This window comes from Streptomyces sp. NPDC048275, from assembly GCF_040652275.1.
In the GTDB taxonomy this organism is placed as follows: Bacteria; Actinomycetota; Actinomycetes; order Streptomycetales; family Streptomycetaceae; genus Streptomyces.
In genome coordinates this window covers 1-19,243 of record NZ_JBEZLR010000038.1, presented here as the reverse complement: position 1 = coordinate 19,243, position 19,243 = coordinate 1, and the positions used below count along the sequence as shown (strand labels likewise).

Sequence of the window (19,243 nt, the reverse complement as noted above, 5' to 3'; positions counted from 1 at the left end):
CTGTCAGCCGTGCGGCGGCCTTCCCGCCGAACAGTGCGAGACCGCAGTACCGGTAGTTCGTTAAATCCGGCAGTAGAGGTCAAGACCGTGTCCGGTAGTGACCGCGTTGATCAGGGACTGGAGCTCGGAGGGCGGGTCCGTGTCCGTCCAGGCTCGCTACCACCGGTTGAGGGTGATGGCGGGGGTGAGCCAGGAACGAACGGCCCATAAGGCCTGGGGCCAGCAAGGAAGTTGGGGCTGTTGGGGTATGGCTGGGCCCCCTCTCTGGCCCCTTGTGGGGGCACGGGTCCGGCGCGGTGGCATCCAGGGGCCCGGGTGGTGCGAACCACTGGTCCCAGCAGAAGGAGAAGGCACAGTTGACCAGGGTCTGGTGGCGGCGGATGGCGCGGTCGGTGCGGACCTGGAAGTCGGCCCAGCCGAGTTCGTCTTTGACCTGCTTGTAGCTCTGCTCGATCCACGGCCGCAGTCCGTAGAGGCGGACGGTCTCGGCGAGGTCGGCCGGCGGGTGCGGGCTGGTGGCGGCGTGGGGGGCTTCAGGGTGGGGCAGGTTGGTGGCCAAGTACCAGGTGGCCTTCTCCGGCAAGCCGGCCGGGTCGGTGGTGGCCACGACCAGCCGACAGGGTGAGTTGGGGCCGTAGCCGCCCGGGCGGGCGTCAGCGGCCCACCAGGTCTCGGTGTGCCCGTCGCGGAAGTGACGCTCCACGGCCGTCCAGTCGCCGGGACGACCGGCATCCCTCCAGGCCAGGGCGTGGGCGGCCTCAACGGGGGTGTGCGGCTGGTCGACCAGGGCCCAGACACCGTTGCGAGGCTTGAGCGTCACCACATAGGCCAGGCCGGCCTCGCGCAGTGCGAGATACCAGTCGTCGCTGACCGAGTAGGCGCAGTCGGAGACCACAGCCCGGCAGTCGAAGCCCGCCTCCTTCCCGCGGGCCGCGAGCGCAGCGGCCAGCTGCGGTTTCGTGCGAAAGGCCGGATCGGACCGGCCGCGGGCGAAGTGGTGGGCGGGGGTGTAAGGAGTCGCGTGCAGCGGGTAGTACACGCGGCCGTCGGTCCACACCGTGGTCACCGTGACGATGCCATTGTCGGTCTTGCCATACCGGCCCAGCCACTGCCGGCCCACGTGCGCGGTGGCTGTGCCGTCCTTGCGGTCCCCGGAGTCGTCGATCACGATGACCCCGCCGTCGTGCGGAGCCGTCGCCGGCTGCTCGCGCAGCAGTTCAAGCAGCCGGTCGTTGACCTGTTCGGCGTCCCAGGGGGGACTTGGACAGGAGGCTGCAGCCGCTGCACCCCCGGCATCCCCACGCCTGTCACCGGCTCCGCGCCTGCCAGGCAGGTGATCGTCTTGTTGCGCTCCCGCGGCGCCAGCAGCCCGGTCAGATACTCGCGAAACCCCCGCCGCTGCGCGAGACTGAAGAAGAGGTCGTCGAACCGGTCCGCGTACTCTTCCAACGGCCCCGGCGCGGGCGGACACGGACGGCGAGCGGTCATCTGCAGCCTCCAGCAGAGCAGTTGACTCCTAACACCGACCTACGACCAACCCGACCTGCCGTCAACCCGCACCACCGCCGGATTTAACGAACTACCGGTAGAGGGCGTCTGAAAAGCCTGTCAGCGGGCAAGTTGCCTGGTAGCCGGGCGGTGGCGCATTTTCGGGGGCTGGGGTGTGCGGGCTGCGTACCCGTCACTCGACGGATCTTTCTGATGCGGAGTGGGAGATTCTTTTTCCGCTGGTTCCGGCGGTCAAGTCTGGTGGGCGACCAGCGAAGCACTCGCGGCGGGAGATCCTCAACGCGCTGGCCTACTGGCTGCGGGCCGGCTGCGCCTGGAGACTCTTGCCGCATGATTTACCGCCGTGGCAGACGGTTTACCACTACTGGCGGCGCTGGCAGAAGGATGGCGTGTGGGAGCGGATGTTGACGGCACTGCGTGAACGCGAACGGGTGCAGCTTGGCCGTGATCCCACTCCCAGTGCCGCCATTGTGGACAGCCAGAGTGTTCGGGCCAGTGAGCGCGGTGGCCTGCACGGTTACGACGGCGCCAAGAAGGTCAGCGGCATCAAGCGCCACCTGCTCGTCGACACCCGCGGCACCGTCCTGGTCACCTGCGTGAGACCGGCCAACGTCGGCGACCGCGATGGTGCTGTGGTGCTGTTCTCCCGCGCTGCCGATGCCTTTTCGCGTCTGCGGCACGTGTGGGCGGACCAGGGCTACCGCGGCGCTGACTTCCACGCGTGGGCACTGGAAGCCACAGGTATCACTGTGGAGGTCGTGCAGCGCCGCGACGGTGGATTCCGCTCAACCTGGGCCCGGGTGGGGGCACCGCCACCGGCCGTGCCCCAGTTCGCGGTGGTCCCCCGGCGTTGGGTGGTAGAGCAGACGTTTGCCTGGCTGGGGCGATGCCGTCGCCTGTCGAAGGACTACGAATACCTGCGCGTCTGCTCGGAGAACGCCATCTACCTCTCCATGGCCATGCTCCTCGTGCGCCGCCTCGCAAGACCAGCCCGCTGACAGGCTTTTCAGACGCCCTCTAGTCACTCGGCGGACGAGATCGTGCCATGTCTTCCCAGTGTGCGGAGCGCTCGCTCGTTTGAGATAGCGGAACTGCGTCCCAGTCAGGGTGTTGCTTACCCTCCGGTGTCTTGACGCTCCCCTGCAGACTACTGTGGCGAATCCTCCGAAATTCCAGCCATATGCAGATTAATGCGCCCGAACCGCTGCCACTTCGGGGCATTACTCGCAGCGTGAGAAGTGCGTCGAGTCTCAGCCACATTTTGGTTCCGCGGGAATCATGGGAAATCCGTGCATCCCTTGATTCCCGGCGGTTTTCGGATGTTCCCCGCGCTGTGCCGTTGACCGATGTCACGCCATGCGGGTCAAGGATCACTTTCGCAAGCTTGATCGAACAGGCATGGGTCTATATAAATGACGAGGGCTGCGTGGTCTGAACCACGTGGCATGGGGGCGCTGCTTGGGCAAGCATTCGACGCCACATGTCCGGCGCGCTGAAATCGGGCATTTCGCGTGCAATCGCGTACTGCCCGAAAGGCACTGGCAAAGGATCGCAAGCGCTGACACCCGCAGCGCTGTCCCGCCCGAAACCGTTTCCCGACGCAAGCCCATGAAGAAAGGGCCTCCCGGCCTGGCCGTCAACCGATGACCGGGGAGCCCTTTCAGGTTGGAACACCCAGATTTCAAGAGGAGAATCATGCGTTCCACTGCCACTATACGCAGAGTTGTTGCCGGAGCAGTATTCGCTGGTGCTGTTCTGGCGACGAGCCCGTACTCGGCAAGCGCGGACTCGACTCCCGACGTCATGATCGCATCCACCGTGGGCGTCGATGCCAGGGCGTACGCGGAGGCCCACCCTGGCGAGATGCAGACGATGGCTTCACTCTGCGGATCCTCCTACGACGTGATCGTCCTCGGCCTGCGTCTCCCGACGGACGCGAGTCGCCTGGGCACCCTGTGGGTCTACTCGAACACATCGGCGCCCAGCAACGGCCAGAACACCTGCGCCCTGTTCGACAACAACACAGGCAGCGCCAAGTGGATGAAGCTCGAACTCTGCGACAACTACACCGCCACTCCTTGCGAGGTCGACCAGGGCACGTTCAGTCAGTACGCCGGCCCGGTGTGGCAGGAACCCGGCGGCTGCGGCAAGGTGACCGCGCTCATGAAGGACTCCTCCAGCTCCACCACCTACATCATCAACCGTGTGATCACCAACGTCACCGGTTGCAACTGAGGAAGAATCCGTGACAGATCGAACTACCGCTGTGCGTCGCCTCGGGGCGGCGCACAGCGCCCCACTGGCGTCCGCGCTCGGTGCCGCCCTGCTGTGCGCCCTGATCACCTCCTGCGGCAGCGACACAGGGCGCCCCGCCGAGGCCGGAGCGTCGGTGTCGGCCCCGGCCGCGGAGCCGTCCCCGTCCGAACCGCCCCCCTCCGGACCGGCGGTGGCCGTCGGCCCTGGCGGAGAAGACAAGGAGGCTCAGGAGGAGGCGGCCCGTGAACGGGCAGCCGCTGCGGCGAGCGGTGACCCGGTCTCGCCCCAGCCATATGACCCGTCCAGGGAGGATTTTCAGGACCCGGTTCTGACGGAAGGCGACGTGACCGTCTACCGCCCCACGGTCACGGACTCGAGGGTGACCGTCCCAGTCGCCGTCGTCAACCGGGGCACGGAAACGTCCTTCTACGACGTCGCTTTGAAGGTCACCGGCCCCGGCGGGTTCGACGCCGATCTAAACGTCCGTATCAGGGGCGCCGGACTCGCCCCCGAAGCATCCTGGCCCACCGAACTCACCGCCACCGACCCGGGCAAGCCCGTCCCCGCCAAGCCGGTCATCAGCATCAAGAGGATCGACAAACGACCGTACGGCAGTGACTGAGGCCCGTCGGCCGGGTTGGCCATGAGGCGCTGCGCCTGCACCTCGGCTGCCGCGCTTGCGGACTGGCACATACCGGCTCAGGTGATGCTCGGCATCACCGCGGAGGGAGTCGAACATGCGGCAGGCGACCCGGTTAGTCGTGCCGGGTGTCACGGTTAACCCGCTGGTCGGAAACTTCTACGCGTCTCGTACTGAGCGACCGAGGGCTTCCCATGTGATTTCTGCCCATCGCACACATTGAAGGGGAACTCGAATGCCGATCACTGTCAGGACCGCCCCGCACGCGGCTCCAGCCGCCGCCACCGCGCGCTGACCAGAGCGTTTCATTTCCTCCGGTGAGGTCGGCCTGAGCGCCGCCCAGAGCCCGGCCACTGTTCCGGCGGATCGGCAATCTTTGTCGCCGGCTCTTGTTTAACACCGCGCACACCACACGGAAAAGGATGCCCTGCCATGGCTGACGAGATGGTCCTGAAGGCTCAGAAGTGGGTCAACTCGACCTATCAAGGTGTCTCCGGATACAACGCGTGTCCGGAGAACGGCAAGACCGGCTGGTCCACCATGTACTCCCTGATCCGTGGCCTCCAGCATGAATTGGGTATCACCACACTGTCCGACACCTTCGGACCCACCACGCTGGCCAAGCTCACTGAGCACGGCGGCTTCGCCGACAGCGAAGAGAACACGAACATCATCAAGATTGTTCAGTCCGCATTCTTCTGCAAGGGCTATCACGCGGGGGACATCGACGGATATCAGGGATCCGCCACTTTCTCGGCCATCGAGGACATGCAGTCCGACATGGGCTTGGAGGGAGCCTCCGGGGGCTATATGCCTCCCAAGGCCGTGAAGGCCCTGCTGACCATGGATGCCTATGTGCTCGTCTCCGGTGGCACCGACAAGGTTCGCGGAATTCAGCGCTGGCTGAACCTGAGGTACTGGCAGAAGTCGACCTTCTACTTCATTCCCTGCGACGGAATTTACTCCCGCGACGTACAGACAGCCCTCATGAAGGCCATTCAGTACGAGATCGGTATACCGGAGGACTCCGCCACCGGCAACTTCGGGTCGGGCACCCAGGCTGGGCTGAGGGCGCATCCCCTCTCCGCGGGAAGCACGGGAATTTTCGTCGAGCTGTTCTCCGCCGCCGCCGTATTCAACGGACCTGCCTGGTACAAGACCAGTGAGGGCGAGGATGCGACCCGTGAAGCGTCCTCCACCAGCACCTACGACGACCAACTGCAGTCCTACATACGGGCGTTCCAGGAATTCTCCCAGCTCCCCAAGAATGGCGACGGCAACTACCAGACCTGGGCGCAGCTGCTCGTGTCCATGGGCGATCCCGACCGGGCTGCCACGGCCTGTGACACCCGGTTCACCATCACCGCCTCACGTGCCGCCGCGCTCAAGTCAGCCGGATACGACTGCGTGGGCCGCTATCTGGACGAGGAGCCGAGCGGCACCCTGAACAAGGAAATTCAGCCGGGCGAACTCAGCGACATCTTCGGGGCGGGAATGCGCTGCTTCCCCATCTTCCAGTACGGGGCCCGCGTACTCGCCGACTTCTCGTACTCCTCCGGGTATCAGCATGGACTGAAAGCCCACGAGCGTGGCAAGTACTACGGCTTCAACCGTGGCACCGTGATCTATTTCGCGGTCGACTACGACGCCACCGACCCCGAGATCACCAGCAATATCCTGCCGTACTTCTACGGTGTGCGGTCGGCGCTCGCCTCGCAGGGCGGGCACTATGTGCCCGGCGTCTACGGCTCACGGAATGTCTCTGGCCGCGTCACCAACGAGGCGTATGTGCGGTGGGCGTTCGTCTCCGGCATGTCCTGGGGTTTCTCCGGCAACCTCGGCTTTCCGCTGCCGAAGAACTGGGCGTTCAACCAGATCAAGGAGTTCCAGTTCACGGCGGGGAGCGACACCTTCGACCTCGACCGCGTCGTGCACAAGACGGGCGCCGACTTCGGGGTCTCGTCGGTCAATGCCGCGAGCACTCCCACCGACGATTTCATCAGCTATATCGCCGAGCTGTACCGCCTGGCCCAGGCCTACGGGTCAGGTGACCCGAACCTTGCTGTCATGGACTTTGTCCGGCACGAGGAGTACAACGACATTCAGTGGAAGGCACTGATCGGCACCGCGGACGCGGGCTTCATCAGTTACGCCAAGTCCAACGGCATGAGCGTCAGATCCAGCTTCGTCGACAGCTTCACCGGAACCGAACTCGGCGCGGAGCATCTGCTCGCGACCATGTGCGGTCACTACAAGAGCGTCCAGCCCGGCGGCAATCTCACCAACCGCGGCGATGTGGCCGGGTGGGGCGGGGATCTGGCGACCTTCTACGGCGAGTGGCGGCGCGACGCGGGCGAATACGCCGACGGCCGCTCCTACTGCGCCGCCCGGCTGGCCAAGCCGGACGTCCTGTCGTCCTTCGGTTACTCCGACCTGATCGAGGACGCCGACGGATACCTGATCGCCAAAGCGGTCAAGGGCGGCAAGGACATTGTGACCGCGTTCCGTGACCATTACGTCTACGGCGGCAACCTCACCCGGTTCAAGCGCTACTACAGCGAGCGTTTCCACGGATCCAGCCAGGGAGTCGTCGACGTCTCCTACAACATGCTGGCCCAGCAGGACGACAGCCTGATCATCGCGGGTATCACGTACCTCATCAACAGCACCGGTGGCTACCCCACCGTCGCGCCCGGGGCGCTCGCCTACGCGAAACTTGAGTTGTACCTGCTGGGCTTCGCCGACGCGGTACAGGAGCGCGTCGGTTCCGAGAACCGTCTGCGCGCCGCCTACGTGGCCCGTCACGGCGACCCCCGTTAAGAGAAAGCGGCCCATTGAACGTCGACCCCGGGAGCGCGCTTGTCGTCGTAGCGTTCGTCGCCCTTCCCCTCGGCATCGGACTGCTCGTGGTCAAGGCCCTCCATCTGCTCGCCGCACGACGCTGGTTCTTCTCCCGTACCGCCGAGGGGCCCGGGCGCGGGCTGGAGCTGATCGCTCTCGGTCTCGGCGCGGGTCTGCTGGCCTACGCGGCGGGACTGTTCGTCGGCTTCGACACTGGCGGATCCCATGACGCCTGTGTGCGAGCCTCGGGCAGCCCCCCGAAGGGCGAGGGCCCGCAGGGCGACCTCACGCTCGTCGAAGGTTTCCTGCCACTGTCACGCGACTGCCGCTGGAGCGACGGCACGCATATCGACCTCGTCCCGGTCTGGGTGAACGTCGTGATCTTCGCGGCCCTCGCCGGGATCGCCGTCGGCACCGCCCTCGCCGTCCGAGGAAGCATGCGCCGTCGCACAGCCCGTACCACCGCACCCCGAACCCGTCACCAGGCCCAGGAGCGAACACGATGAAGAGTCTGACCAGACGCCGCGTCCTCACAACCGGACTGGGCCTCGCGGGAGGCCTGGGACTGGCCGTCACCGGAGGCACCGGGGCGGCCCATGCGGCGGGCCGCTCGCAGCCCTCGGCGCAGACTGAGGAGTGGACGCGGAAGACCACCGCCAACGGCTGGGCCGTCACCGGCTACGAGGGCATCGCCCCCCACAAGGTCGAGGGGTCCCCGGTGACGGTCGCCCTGCGCGGTGGAGCGGTAGCGACGGTGCTGACCTATGTCGCCCGCCGGTTCTTCTACGAGATCGACTCCAGCCTCTCGTCCGAAGACATCACCGGCCATACCTCGCGTCGCGACATCGCCGCCGCGTTCGAAAGCAACTATCTGTCCGGCACCGCGATCGCCATCCGGCCCGGTGCCTACCCGCTGGGGGTCAAGGACGGTCTGTTCCCTCACGAGATCGTCGTGGTGCGTGACATCCTCGCCGAATGCGACGGCGTGGTGCGCTGGGGCAGGGACGAAGAGGTGCCGAAGGAGTCCCACTTCCAGATCGACCTCGCGCCCGGGGACAAGCGCCTGAAGGCCCTCGCCGCGAAGATCGACCAGTGGAACCGGACCCCCGGCCAGGGCGCCGGCTCCGTGGACGCCTCCCTCCCCGCCCGCCGCCAGGCCGCCCGCGCCCTGGAACGGCGTCAGGCCCGCTGACGCGGAACGCGCCCGGGCACGCAGGGGGCGGCGAAACCCCTGCGCTCCAGGTGAGAACAGCTGCTGGACCAACGAGGAACATCGGCGGGTACCGGGCTGAGAATGTACAGTCCGGTACCCGTGAAATCACCGGCCAGTAAGGTCACTCGGACCGCAGCCCTCCGGCCGCATCATCCGCCACAGCGGAGGCATGCCGGCCAATGGCACCAGCAGAATCATCGCGGCGCCCGCGCCCGCGAAGGGCGCGAAGACCCACCAATCCTTGACCGGTTTGACGATGGGTGCAGATCTATTGAGGCTTCCAGTGATCAGGCCCCGGCGTGTCTCGGAGCGGGCCTGGTGGTTGCGGGTGAACTCCTGTTCCTCGTGCCAGGCCCAGTTTGCACCGAAGTCGCCGTTGCTGTGCAGGGCACGGAGATTCAGAACAGCCTCGGCGCCGGAAGGGCCCGAGCGGGCTCCGGTGATCTTGAGTCGTTCTTTGACCAGGTGACAGCACGCCCCCTCGGTGATCCCGGTGGCGATCGGGAACCCCTCGTTCAGAGCAAGGTCGTAGCGCAGGGAGGCGGCCTTGTTCTTCAGTAGCCGACGGCGTCGTCAATGCCCTTGCGTAAGCAGGGCCTGAGTCCGGTGTCGCCAGCAGTCCGCGCGCCGGTACTCATCTGGTGCTGCGCCTTGCCGTGGCCGAGCTGGGCGTGGGGAATCAGTAGGTGCGGTTGAACGTTGAACAGGATAGTGGAGGGTCGCTTAGGGTCCCTCCGTAGTGCCGAGATCCTGGAGAGAAGAAGAGACATGCGCGTCGAGATCTGGAGCGACATCGCCTGCCCCTGGTGCTACGTGGGCAAGGCCCGTTTCGAGAAGGCGCTCGACGCCTTCCCGCACCGCGACGAGGTCGAGGTGGTGCACCGTTCCTTCGAGCTCGACCCGGGCCGGGCCAAGAGCGACATCCAGCCCGTCCTCACGACGCTGACCAAGAAGTACGGCATGAGCGAGGCACAGGCGCAGGCCGCCCAGGACAACCTGGGCACGCAGGCCGCCGCCGAGGGCCTGAAGATCCGCACCCGGGACCGCGACCAGGGCAGCACCTTCGACATGCACCGCCTCCTGCACTTCGCCAAGGAGCAGGGCCGCCAGGGCGAGCTGATCGGCCTGCTGTACAAGGCGAACTTCGCCGAGGAGCGGACCGTCTTCGGCGACGACGAGCGGCTCGTGGAGCTGGCCGTCACCGCCGGGCTCGACGCGGACGCCGCCCGCAAGGTCCTCGCCGACCCGAAGGCGTACGCCGACGACGTGCGCGCCGACGAGCGCGAGGCCGCGGAGCTGGGCGCGAACGGCGTGCCGTTCTTCGTCCTCGACCGCAAGTACGGCGTCTCCGGCGCCCAGCCCGCCGAGGTCTTCGCGCAGGCGCTGACGCAGGCGTGGGGCGAGCGCCCGCCGCTGAAACTGATCCAGGACGCTTCCGCCGACGGCGCGAACGCGGAGGTCTGCGGCCCGGACGGATGTGCCGTACCGCAGCAGTGAAAGCGCAGGTCGGGGCGGATGTATAAGCGTTCCTTAGCGGAACCGGGCAGAATTCCGCAATGGACGAGGGGTTCGCGGGGCAGCACAGTGGTCCCATGGAGACCTTCGAGACCCTCGTCCGTGCTGAGTTCGCTCCGAAGAACACCTACCTGAACACCGCGAGCACCGGGCTCCTGCCGGCCCGCGCGGTGGCCGCGATGCGCACCGCCGTGGAGAGTGTCGCCGCCGGGCAGCCGTCCGACATGTTCGCGGACGTCGAGGCCGCCCGCGCCTCGTTCGCACGTCTGGTCGGGGTCCCGGGCCGCCGGGTGGCGGCCGGGGCGTCGGTCGCCGTCTACACCGGACTGATCGCCGCCTCGCTGCCCCCGGGCGCCGAAGTCCTCACCGCCGAGGCGGACTTCAGCTCCACCGTGAACCCCTTCCACATCCGCGGCGACCTCAAGGTGCGCGCCGTCCCCCTGGAGCGGCTCGCGGACTCCGTACGCCCCGGCACCGCGCTCGTCGCGGTCAGCGCCGCACAGTCCGCGGACGGCCGGGTCGCCGACCTGCCCGCGATCCGCGAGGCGGCGCGGGCGCACGGGGCGCGTACCTACGTCGACGTGTCCCAGGCGGCCGGATGGCTGCCCCTGGACGCGGACGCGTACGACTATGTCTCCTGCGTCGCCTTCAAGTGGCTCGTCTGCCCCCGGGGCGTGTCCTTCCTGGTCGTCCCGGAGGACCTCGGGGGGCTCAATCCGGTGTTCGCCGGCTGGATCGCGGGTGAGGCCCCCTGGGACAGCTGCTACGGCCCGGTCGAGGAACTCGCCCACTCCGCCCGGCGCTTCGACGAGAGCCCCAGCCTCTTCTCGTACGCGGGTGCCCGGCATTCGTTGGAGCTCGTCGAGCAGCTCGGCGTCAAGAACGTACACGCCCACGACCTCGCCCTCGCCGAGCGCTTCCTGGCCGGCCTGCGCGAACTCGGCCACGCACCGGTGCCCGCCCCCGGCTCGGCCATCGTGTCGGTGCCCGGACTCGGCCACCGGCAGCCCGGTCTGAGCGAGGCGGGAGTCGAAGTGTCCGACCGCGCGGGCAACTTGCGAGCGGCCTTCCACCTGTACAACACGCCGGCCGATGTCGACCGGCTGCTGGACGTCCTGTCCGGATGAGCCCGGTTGGCCCCGGATGACTCCGGTTGCCCTCTGGCGCGGACTTCGGCGGGGCGCTAGGAAGGCACCACGAGGTGGTGGTGCCGGTGGAGCCGATGCTCGAAGAACCTCCCGTGGACGCGGAGTTGCATCGACGGCTGGTGTACGGGGACGAGTCCGCGCTGAGCGAGGCCTACGCCGCGTACGGCGGTCTGGTGCGGCGCGTCGCCGTCCGCGTCACCCGTAGCCCGGCCGCCGCCGAGGACGTGGCACAGGAGGTCTTCGCGCAGTTGTGGAGCAGGCCGTACGCCTTCGACGCGCGCCGCGGCTCGCTGCGCACCTGGCTGTCCATGCTCGCCCACCGACGGGCCGTGGACTGGGTGCGCAGCGAGGCCCGGCATCGCAAGGACACCCGTGCGGACGACTCCGCGCTGCACGCCATCCCCGACACCGGACCCGGCCCCGACGAGACGGTCGTCGACCGCGAACGCTCGCTGCTGCTGCACACCGCCCTGGCCGAACTCCCGCAGCCCCAACGGGAGGTGGTCCACCTCGCCTACTTCGCGGGCCGCACCTACCGCCAAGCCGCCGTGGAGTTGGGTATCCCGGAGGGAACGGCGAAGACCCGGCTGCGCTCGGCGCTGCGTAAATTGGCCGAGTCTTTGGCCGACCCGCCCGATCCGGCACTGGAAAGAGGCGCATGATGGCGACAGGGGAAGGAGGCGCGGCGTGAGCACCGACCACGACGACGTACGTGACCTCCTGGCGGCCTGGGCCTTCGGGGCCCTCCTGCCGGCCGACGAGAAAACGGTCCCGCCGCACCTGGCCGAGTGCGAGTCCTGCGCCGCGGAGGCGCGGCGACTGCGCGAGACGGTACGGCTGCTGGACGGGACGCCGGGAGCACCGAACGCTTCGCTCAACGGGACCCGCGGGCACCGACGTGATCCAGCCACCGACCCGCGACCGGCCGGGACGAGCGCAGGCTCACCCGCCCCCGCCCTCCTCGCGCTCGCCCTCCGCTCCCGCCCCGCTGCGCCCCGAGTCGCCCCGCATGCCGCCCCCTACGCCGCCGCCGTCGCCGGCCTACGGGCGCTGCTGCGGGAGCTGGACGGGGCGGACGGGCACGGACCGTGGGGCACGCCGGTCGTGCACGACTGGGATGTGCAGAGCACGCTCGCCCATCTGATCGCCGCCGACGAGCCGCTGGCGGGCCGGCTGGGCCTCGCCGCCTGCGTTCCGGCGGAGCCGGTCGCGGAGGGGGCGGGGTGGGAGGACGCCTGGGCCGCTCGGACCGCCGAGGTGATCGCGTACGAGCGGCGGCGCCCGCCCGAGGAGACGGCCGCCGCCTGGACCGCGCAGGCCGGGGCGCTGCTCGCCACGCCCGAGGCCCAGGACCTCGAACGGGCCTCCCACGCCACGACGTTGATGGGCGTACGGCTGCCCGTCGCCGACCATTTCCTCGTGCGCGCCTTCGAGACGTGGATCCACACGGACGACATCGGGCGGGCCCTCGGACTCGCCGTACCCCCGCCGCCCGACCCCCACCTGTGGCAGCTCGTCCATCTCGCCGTGCGGATCCTCGGCACGGCACTGGGGCCCACCGCGCCCCCGGTGCTCCTCGCGGTGACCGGGCAAGGAGGCCGGGACGCCCAGTGGGTGCTGGGCTCCGAGGACGAGCCGGTACGGGCCGAACTCGTCCTGGATCCCGTCGACTTCTGCCTCCTGGTGGGCGGCCGGTACGCGCCCGACGAGGTGCCCCGGGGTGCGTCGGGCGACGACGGCGCCGTACGCGACGTACTGGAGCGGGCGGCCTCGCTGGCGTGGCTCTAGGAGGGGGCAGGGCCCGTCACCGCACCGGTGTGAAATCCCTCGACCCGATGAACGAGGGCCGGGGTACCGGTGCCGCGAACGGCTCCACCGCCGCGTTCTCCACGCTGTTGAACACGATGAAGACGTTGCTGCGCGGGAACGGGGTGATGTTGTCCCCGGAGCCGTGCATGCAGTTGCAGTCGAACCAGGTCGCCGAACCGGCCCGGCCCGTGAAGAGCTTGATGCCGTGCCGGTCGGCGAAGCGGGTGAGCGCCTCGTCGGACGGGGTGCCCGCGTCCTGCATCTGGAGCGACTTCTTGTAGTTGTCCTGCGGGGTGGCGCCCGCACAGCCGAGGAACGTCCGGTGCGACCCCGGCATGATCATGAGGCCGCCGTTGGTGTCGTGGTTCTCGGTCAGCGCGATCGACACGGACACGGTCCGCATGTTCGGCAGGCCGTCCTCGGCGTGCCAGGTCTCGAAGTCCGAGTGCCAGTAGAAGCCGCTGGCCCCGAAGCCCGGCTTGACGTTGATCCGCGACTGGTGGACGTACACGTCCGAACCGAGGATCTGCCGGGCCCGCCCGACGACCCGCTCGTCGCGTACGAGCCGTGCGAAGACCTCGCTGATCCGGTGCACCTCGAAGACGGACCGGATCTCCCGCGACTTCGGCTCGACGATGGAGCGCTCGTCGGCGCGGATCGCGGGGTCCCGTATCAGACGCTCCAACTCGGCGTGGTAGACCGCTACTTCGTCCGGAGCGAGCAGTTCCTCCATGGCGAGGAAACCGTCCCGCTCATACGTGTGGAGGTCGCCCGCGGTGAGGGGGCCGGGCGTGTCCGGAGTACCCCAGACGACCGGGTCCTGACGGGGAATCGCCACTTCGGTGGTGCCACGGCTCGGGTACAGGTCGGTGATCGTGGTCATGGACCTCAGACCTCCTCGGGTTCGGTCAGCAGCGGGTAGACGCCGTTCTCGTCGTGGTCCTCCCGTCCGGTCACGGGCGGATTGAAGACGCAGAGACAGCGGAAGTCCTCCTTGATCCGCATGGTGTGCCTCTCGTGCCCGTCGAGGAGGTACATGGTTCCGGGCGTGATCGTGTACGTCTTTCCCGTCTCGTTGTCGGTGAGCTCGGCCTCGCCCTCGACGCACACGACGGCCTCGATGTGGTTCGCGTACCACATCGACGTCTCCGTACCCGCGTACAGGATCGTCTCGTGGAGGGAGAAGCCGACCTTCTCCTTGGCGAGGACGATGCGCTTGCTCTCCCAGGTGCCCGATGCCGACCTGACGTGCCGGTCGGTGCCTTCGATGTCCTTGAACGAACGGACTATCACGGTGCTGTTGCCTCCTCGTCAAACGGTTTCGCGTAGGGCGCGGGCGAGGGTGCGCAGCCCCTCGTCCAGTTCTTCGGGGGTGATGGTGAGCGCGGGGAGCAGTTTCACGACCTCGCTCTCCGGCCCGGACGTCTCGATGAGCAGTCCGAGTTCGAAGGCGCGACGGGCCACGCGGTCCGCACGCTGCTTCTCGTGGAACTCCAGGCCCCAGACGAGCCCCCGCCCCCGGTACTCCTTGGTGTCGGCGAGGTTCTCCTCGGTGATGGAGATCAGGGCCTGCTCGATCTGCTCGCCGCGGGCGCGGGTCTGCTTCTCCATGGCGGACCCGTCGGACCAGTACGCCTCCAGGGCGGCGGTGGCCGTGACGAACGCGGGGTTGTTGCCGCGGAAGGTGCCGTTGTGCTCGCCCGGCTCCCAGATGTCCAGCTCGGGCTTGAACAGGCACAGGGACATGGGCAGTCCGTAGCCGCTGATGGACTTGGACACGGTCACGATGTCGGGCACGATCCCCGCCTCCTCGAAGGAGAAGAACGCGCCCGTCCGCCCGCAGCCCATCTGGATGTCGTCGACGATGAGCAGCATGTCGCGCCGTTTGCAGAGGTCGGCGAGGGCGCGCAGCCACTCGGGCCGGGCCACGTTGATGCCGCCCTCGCCCTGCACGGTCTCGACGATGACCGCGGCGGGCTGGTTGAGCCCCGACCCCTGGTCCTCCAGCAGCCGCTCGAACCAGAGGAAGTCCGGGACCTTGCCCTCGAAGTAGTTGTCGAACGGCATCGGGGTCCCGTGCACGAGCGGGATACCGGCGCCCGCCCGTTTGAAGGCGTTGCCGGTGACGGCGAGCGACCCGAGCGACATCCCGTGGAAGGCGTTGGTGAACGACACGATCGCCTCGCGCCCCTTCACCTTGCGCGCCAGCTTCAGCGCGGACTCCACGGCGTTGGTGCCCGTGGGTCCGGGGAACATGACCTTGTACGGCAGGTCGCGCGGCCGCAGCACGAGACTCTGGAAGGTCTCCAGGAAGGTGCGCTTGGCGGACGTCGACATGTCGAGACCGTGGGTGACGCCGTCGCGTTCGAGATAGTCGATCAGGGCGCGTTTGAGTACGGGGTTGTTGTGGCCGTAGTTGAGGGAACCGGCGCCGGCGAAGAAGTCCAGATAGGCGTGGCCGTCCTCGTCGTACATCCGGCTGCCCCGGGCCCGGTCGAAGACGGTGGGCCAACTGCGGCAGTAGCTGCGTACCTCCGACTCCAGGGTCTCGAAGACGCTCAGGTCGGGCTGGGTGATGGTCACGGCGTAACTCCTCGGAAGCGTGGGGGGTTCAGAGCGACAGGGGGCCGATGCGGTACAGCACTTCGGGGTCGTGCCCGCCGTCGGGGAACTGCCCTGTCTCGAACAGGACTTCGCGTTCCACGGGTGCGCCGTGGCGCCGCGCGAAGGAGGTGAACAGGCGCTCGGACGCGGTGTTGTCGGGGGTGATGGTCGTCTCGACGACGGACAGCCCGCGCTCGCCCGCGACCCGCGCGGTCAGTCCGTCGAGCAGGGCCGCGGCCAGCCCGCGCCCGCGGTACGCCGCGTCGACGGCCACCTGCCACACCAGCAGGGTGCCGGGGCGCTCGGGTCGTACGTACGCGGTGATGAACCCGACAGGCCGGCCGTCGGCGGCGCGTGCCACTACCGAGGTGCCGGCGAAGTCACGGCACCACAGCAGATAGCTGTACGAGGAGTTCAGGTCGAGGGTCTCGGAGTCCTTGGCGATGCGCCAGAGCGTGGCCCCGTCAGCCACCTCAGGACGGTCGATCCGTAGTCCCTCGGGCATTTCCAGGAATTCCGCTTGCAGGTCTGCTTGTGCGGCGGTCATGCGGATTGAATTTACCGAGAGAAAAGTGAAATTGCATCGCTGGACGGGGTTACGTGCGGGCCGGCCATGTGTTATCACGCGGGTGCATGCGCCCGCGCGAGGGCATACCGAAAGATCCCGGTATGCCCGGCATGAAAGGGATGAAACGAGCGCGGTGTGGAGTCGATCACATGCACGTAACCGTCACGAGATCTGCCCGAATTACCATGGTTGGCGTTCGCGAAATCTTGGCGTTTAGGGCCGAGGAAAGCGGGCAGACGAATACGGGAAGCTGCGTTGAATTAATAGCGGAATGAGAAGGGCTGAATGGGGAGGCGGAATGAGGGGGTGGAATGAGAAGGGTGGAGAAGCCCTGTGATTCCCGGAATCAGGCGCCGGCGACTCCGTCGATACGCTCGCGGACGATGTCGGCGTGTCCGTTGTGGCGCGCGTACTCCTCGATCATGTGGAGGTAGATCCAGCGCAGGCTGACCTCGATGCCGGCCATCGGCATCCCGTCCGGGATCCGCCCGATGTCGTCGAGCGACCGCCCGGCGCACACCTCCTGCCCACGGGCGATCTCCCGCCGCCAGACCGCGAGAGCGTCGTCGAGCCCCCGCTCGGGACTGAGCCGGTAGCCGGACTTCTCGTCGTACACCGCAGGAAGCTTCTCGCCGCCGGCCACCCGCTGGAACCAGGTGCGTTCCACCTCGGCGAGGTGCTGGACGAGCCCCAGCAGGGTGAGCTGGGAGGGCTCCGCGGAGGCGCACCGTAACTGCTCGTCGTCGAGCCCCCCACACTTCTGCTCGAGGGTGGCCCGGTGAAAGGCGAGCCAACTCTCCAGCATGGGCCGCTCGTCGGCGGTCAGGAGGGGGATGGGGCGGCCGTCGGGAAGCGTGGCGTAGGTCGTCATGGGGGGAGTCTTGCACGGTGCGGTCGCGCTTCGGGGAGTACTCGGTCCCCTCCGGCGGACGCGTGTCCTTCCGGTCCCCGCGGTTTGCTCGGGCTCACCTCACGAGGGCGCACGTAGGGGGCATGGACCGTCCGGTCCCTGCCCCCTACGCAGGGTGGTTTACGGCGCGTCCACCACCGTGCCCGTCAGCATCGGGTGGCCGGGAAGCGGCTCGCCCTCGTAGTCGGTCAGCGCGACGCCCACCGACTCGGCCGGCTCGGCCAGCTGGTCCTTCACCGTCGGCAGGGAGAATTCGGCGGTGGTGCTCCCGGCCGAGATGTCCGCCCATGCCCACAGGTTCGCCTGGGAGAGCGGGCGCTCGGGGTCGGCGAGTTCACCGAAGTAGTCCATCAGCCACTGCGGGTCCACGTCCTTGGTGGACAGCTCGGCGCCCTCGGTGACCGGAAACACCCGGACCGGCTGCCAGATGTCCGCGTCGGCGGGCTCGGAGAGGGAGATCTGCCAGGTCAGCGTGTCTCCCTCGATCCCCTGGTCCTTGACCGGAGTCAGGGTGACCGCGGGCTCGGGGTCGTCGTTCAGCGCGGTGACCCCGCCCCGGTACGAGCCGATGACGGCGCCGCGCACGGCCTTCGCGATGACGTCGTACTGCTCGTCGTAGCCGAAGCGTGTGTCGCCCTTCACCTCCACGGGTACGTCGATGGGCTTGCCGCCGGGCCGGACCGTGACCACTTTGTCCGTGGACTCTCCGGTGTCGGGGTCGAGGACGGACAAGCGGACCTTGCCGCTGCCGCGTCCGGAGACCTGGACCGGGACGTGGTACGTGAGGGTGCCCGAGTCGCCTTCCTTGGCGGTGAGCCGGCCGATGTCGACGCGGGGCAGCGCAGCGGCCTTGACCGCCGGGGTGCCGGGGGCCCAGCCCCAGGCATCCATCAGCCAGGCCTGCCCGGACGATGAACGCGGAGTCAGCTCAAGGGACTTGACGTGCCCCAGGTCGAGTCGGGCGCGGGTGGCCGCCGTCAGCGGGACACGCAACTCGCGCGCCCAGTAGGAGGAGGTGCGCGCGCTGCCCGGCAGCCCGTCGACCTGGACCTGGCCGAGCTCGGCCCGGCGGCCGGAGGAGTCGGTGATGGTCACGTCCAGCTTGGTGCCCGTCGTGTTCGGCGGCACGAACACCCGCAGCGCCAGGCTCTTGGCTCCGGAGAGGGAGACCGGAGCGGCAGGGCTGACCTTGGTCGCCGTGCCCGGCGCCGACCACTTCAGCGCGACCGCGCTGCGGCCGGCCTCCTTGTCCTTCCACCACCACGCGAAGTGCGGCGACGAACCCTCGGTGTCCGGGCCCAGGCAGGCCACGGCAGGGTCGGGGTCGAGCGCCGAGCACAGCCTGCCGCCGGTCACCTTCACCGGGGCGTCGGGCAGGAAGCCGCCGGTGCGGCGGGCGCCGACCGCGTGGGTCAGCACGCGGGCCGGGTCGGCGGACGGGGCGCGCCGGCCCGAGCCGTCGAGCAGCGGGCGCACCCGGTCGTCGCCGGCGACGAACAGCCGGGCCGCGGCGGCGATGTAGGTGGCGCCCGCCTGGTGCTGCTGGTCGGCGGTCAGCCGGGTGCGGGTGCCCGTGGAGCACACCGGGTCGGGCCCGTCCTCCGGGAACTCCCAGAAGTCGTCGTAGGAGGGCGCCTCGGACTGGCCCGGCGTCCACTCGGTGTTGAAGAAGTTGTGGTTGGCGCCGACCATGTAGACGGCGCTGTGCAGGGCGGTGCCCCGGCTGACCCCGCGCGTCCCGTCGACGTACACCTCGCCCTGGAGGTCGGAGACGTCACCGTCGCAGCCGGGCAGGATCGTCGTGGACGGCACGTCGGCGACCGGATTCTGGCCGAAGATCGTCGGTCCGATGAGGACGGTGCCGCGGATCTTCCAGCGCACGGGGCCCCGGTAGCCGTCCTGTGCGGCGGGTGGCGGGTAGAGGCTGTCCATGGCGGCCCGGTTGACGCCCTCGCCGCCGCGCGAGTGGCCGACGAGCAGGACGCGGGACAGGTCGGCCTTGGCTGCGTCGGGCACGGTCGCCGGGGCGGTGCCCGGGTGCGCTGCCCAGCCGGCCCACTGGGCGAGGTGCTGCCTCACCAGCGAGGAGCGCGCCTGCGCACCCGCGTCCTCGGCGTCCGCGTCCTGGCCGTTGACCTCATGTGTTCAGCTGAGGCCGTGACCTGACGCTCCGGCGGAAGAAGGGTGCCTCCCACCTGCGATGATCTGGACTGTCTAGATCAAAACCGTC

General features: G+C 68.4%; 16 protein-coding genes and 2 pseudogenes. 10 read left to right on the top strand and 8 right to left on the bottom strand.

Going from position 1 to position 19,243, the window contains the following annotated elements:
- Nucleotides 1–79: 79 nt before the first annotated feature.
- Nucleotides 80–1,471: an IS701 family transposase gene (locus AB0D57_RS22705; RefSeq protein WP_362075738.1), complete on the bottom strand. Its 1,392-nt coding sequence runs from the start codon at nucleotides 1,469–1,471 to the stop codon at nucleotides 80–82.
- A 190-nt stretch (nucleotides 1,472–1,661) separates the two neighbouring features.
- Between AB0D57_RS22705 and AB0D57_RS22700 the strand changes: the two genes are divergently transcribed.
- From AB0D57_RS22700 to AB0D57_RS22675, 6 genes are all read left to right on the top strand, one after another.
- Entirely contained in the window at nucleotides 1,662–2,507 is an 846-nt protein-coding gene (locus tag AB0D57_RS22700; RefSeq protein WP_362075735.1) for an IS5 family transposase, read from the top strand.
- Between the two features lie 805 nt (nucleotides 2,508–3,312).
- A complete protein-coding gene (locus AB0D57_RS22695) occupies nucleotides 3,313–3,744 on the top strand; it encodes a hypothetical protein (RefSeq protein WP_362075732.1) in 432 nt (143 codons plus the stop codon).
- 10 nt (nucleotides 3,745–3,754) lie between these two features.
- Nucleotides 3,755–4,387 (top strand): hypothetical protein, encoded by a 633-nt coding sequence (locus AB0D57_RS22690; protein WP_362075729.1) that lies wholly within the window; start codon nucleotides 3,755–3,757, stop codon nucleotides 4,385–4,387.
- A 450-nt stretch (nucleotides 4,388–4,837) separates the two neighbouring features.
- Nucleotides 4,838–7,225, top strand: a complete 2,388-nt coding sequence (locus AB0D57_RS22685) for a glycoside hydrolase domain-containing protein (RefSeq protein WP_362075726.1) — start codon at nucleotides 4,838–4,840, stop codon at nucleotides 7,223–7,225.
- A 14-nt stretch (nucleotides 7,226–7,239) separates the two neighbouring features.
- Entirely contained in the window at nucleotides 7,240–7,752 is a 513-nt protein-coding gene (locus tag AB0D57_RS22680) for a hypothetical protein (protein WP_362075723.1), read from the top strand.
- Nucleotides 7,749–8,438: a hypothetical protein gene (locus AB0D57_RS22675; protein WP_362075720.1), complete on the top strand. Its 690-nt coding sequence runs from the start codon at nucleotides 7,749–7,751 to the stop codon at nucleotides 8,436–8,438. The genes AB0D57_RS22680 and AB0D57_RS22675 overlap by 4 nt, the downstream gene beginning before the upstream one ends.
- 387 nt (nucleotides 8,439–8,825) lie before the next feature.
- On the opposite strand, the pseudogene AB0D57_RS22670 reads toward AB0D57_RS22675, so the two are convergent.
- Nucleotides 8,826–8,996 (bottom strand): annotated as a pseudogene (locus AB0D57_RS22670) (ISKra4 family transposase); the annotation flags it as partial.
- Nucleotides 8,997–9,227: 231 nt separating this feature from the next.
- On the opposite strand from AB0D57_RS22670, the gene AB0D57_RS22665 reads away from it, so the two are divergent.
- The 4 genes from AB0D57_RS22665 to AB0D57_RS22650 all read left to right on the top strand — a co-directional run bounded on the left by AB0D57_RS22665 (nucleotide 9,228) and on the right by AB0D57_RS22650 (nucleotide 12,910).
- Nucleotides 9,228–9,956 (top strand): DsbA family oxidoreductase, encoded by a 729-nt coding sequence (locus tag AB0D57_RS22665; RefSeq protein WP_362075717.1) that lies wholly within the window; start codon nucleotides 9,228–9,230, stop codon nucleotides 9,954–9,956.
- Between the two features lie 95 nt (nucleotides 9,957–10,051).
- Nucleotides 10,052–11,101 (top strand): aminotransferase class V-fold PLP-dependent enzyme, encoded by a 1,050-nt coding sequence (locus AB0D57_RS22660; RefSeq protein WP_362075714.1) that lies wholly within the window; start codon nucleotides 10,052–10,054, stop codon nucleotides 11,099–11,101.
- A gap of 95 nt (nucleotides 11,102–11,196) precedes the next feature.
- Nucleotides 11,197–11,784, top strand: coding sequence for a sigma-70 family RNA polymerase sigma factor (locus AB0D57_RS22655; RefSeq protein WP_362075711.1), 588 nt, complete (start codon nucleotides 11,197–11,199; stop codon nucleotides 11,782–11,784).
- Nucleotides 11,785–11,809: 25 nt separating this feature from the next.
- Nucleotides 11,810–12,910 carry a maleylpyruvate isomerase family mycothiol-dependent enzyme gene (locus tag AB0D57_RS22650; protein WP_362075708.1) on the top strand — a complete coding sequence of 367 codons (1,101 nt, stop codon included), beginning with the start codon at nucleotides 11,810–11,812 and terminating at the stop codon, nucleotides 12,908–12,910.
- 16 nt (nucleotides 12,911–12,926) lie between these two features.
- Here AB0D57_RS22650 and thpD read toward each other — a convergent pair whose 3' ends face one another.
- From thpD to AB0D57_RS22620, 6 genes and pseudogenes are all read right to left on the bottom strand, one after another.
- Complete coding sequence (gene thpD, locus AB0D57_RS22645; RefSeq protein ID WP_362075705.1) at nucleotides 12,927–13,814, bottom strand: ectoine hydroxylase; 888 nt, start codon at nucleotides 13,812–13,814, stop codon at nucleotides 12,927–12,929.
- A 5-nt stretch (nucleotides 13,815–13,819) separates the two neighbouring features.
- The gene (locus AB0D57_RS22640) at nucleotides 13,820–14,224 is read right to left on the bottom strand and encodes an ectoine synthase (RefSeq protein WP_362075702.1); all 405 of its coding nucleotides are present in this window, start codon (nucleotides 14,222–14,224) and stop codon (nucleotides 13,820–13,822) included.
- Nucleotides 14,225–14,242: 18 nt separating this feature from the next.
- Nucleotides 14,243–15,514, bottom strand: a complete 1,272-nt coding sequence (ectB, locus tag AB0D57_RS22635) for a diaminobutyrate--2-oxoglutarate transaminase (protein WP_362075699.1) — start codon at nucleotides 15,512–15,514, stop codon at nucleotides 14,243–14,245.
- A 28-nt stretch (nucleotides 15,515–15,542) separates the two neighbouring features.
- Complete coding sequence (gene ectA / locus AB0D57_RS22630; RefSeq protein ID WP_362075696.1) at nucleotides 15,543–16,082, bottom strand: diaminobutyrate acetyltransferase; 540 nt, start codon at nucleotides 16,080–16,082, stop codon at nucleotides 15,543–15,545.
- Between the two features lie 367 nt (nucleotides 16,083–16,449).
- Entirely contained in the window at nucleotides 16,450–16,974 is a 525-nt protein-coding gene (locus tag AB0D57_RS22625) for a DinB family protein (protein ID WP_362075693.1), read from the bottom strand.
- A 159-nt stretch (nucleotides 16,975–17,133) separates the two neighbouring features.
- Nucleotides 17,134–19,149 (bottom strand): annotated as a pseudogene (locus AB0D57_RS22620) (hypothetical protein); the annotation flags it as partial.
- Between the last annotated feature and the right edge of the window lie 94 nt (nucleotides 19,150–19,243).

Coding starts and splice junctions, on each gene's coding strand:
- AB0D57_RS22675 (WP_362075720.1), top strand. CDS start 7,749: ATGAAGAGTCTGACCAGACGCCGCGTCCTCACAACCGGACTGGGCCTC.
- ectA (WP_362075696.1), bottom strand. CDS start 16,082: ATGACCGCCGCACAAGCAGACCTGCAAGCGGAATTCCTGGAAATGCCC.
- AB0D57_RS22685 (WP_362075726.1), top strand. CDS start 4,838: ATGGCTGACGAGATGGTCCTGAAGGCTCAGAAGTGGGTCAACTCGACC.
- AB0D57_RS22655 (WP_362075711.1), top strand. CDS start 11,197: ATGCTCGAAGAACCTCCCGTGGACGCGGAGTTGCATCGACGGCTGGTG.
- thpD (WP_362075705.1), bottom strand. CDS start 13,814: ATGACCACGATCACCGACCTGTACCCGAGCCGTGGCACCACCGAAGTG.
- AB0D57_RS22625 (WP_362075693.1), bottom strand. CDS start 16,974: ATGACGACCTACGCCACGCTTCCCGACGGCCGCCCCATCCCCCTCCTG.
- AB0D57_RS22665 (WP_362075717.1), top strand. CDS start 9,228: ATGCGCGTCGAGATCTGGAGCGACATCGCCTGCCCCTGGTGCTACGTG.
- AB0D57_RS22695 (WP_362075732.1), top strand. CDS start 3,313: ATGATCGCATCCACCGTGGGCGTCGATGCCAGGGCGTACGCGGAGGCC.
- AB0D57_RS22660 (WP_362075714.1), top strand. CDS start 10,052: ATGGAGACCTTCGAGACCCTCGTCCGTGCTGAGTTCGCTCCGAAGAAC.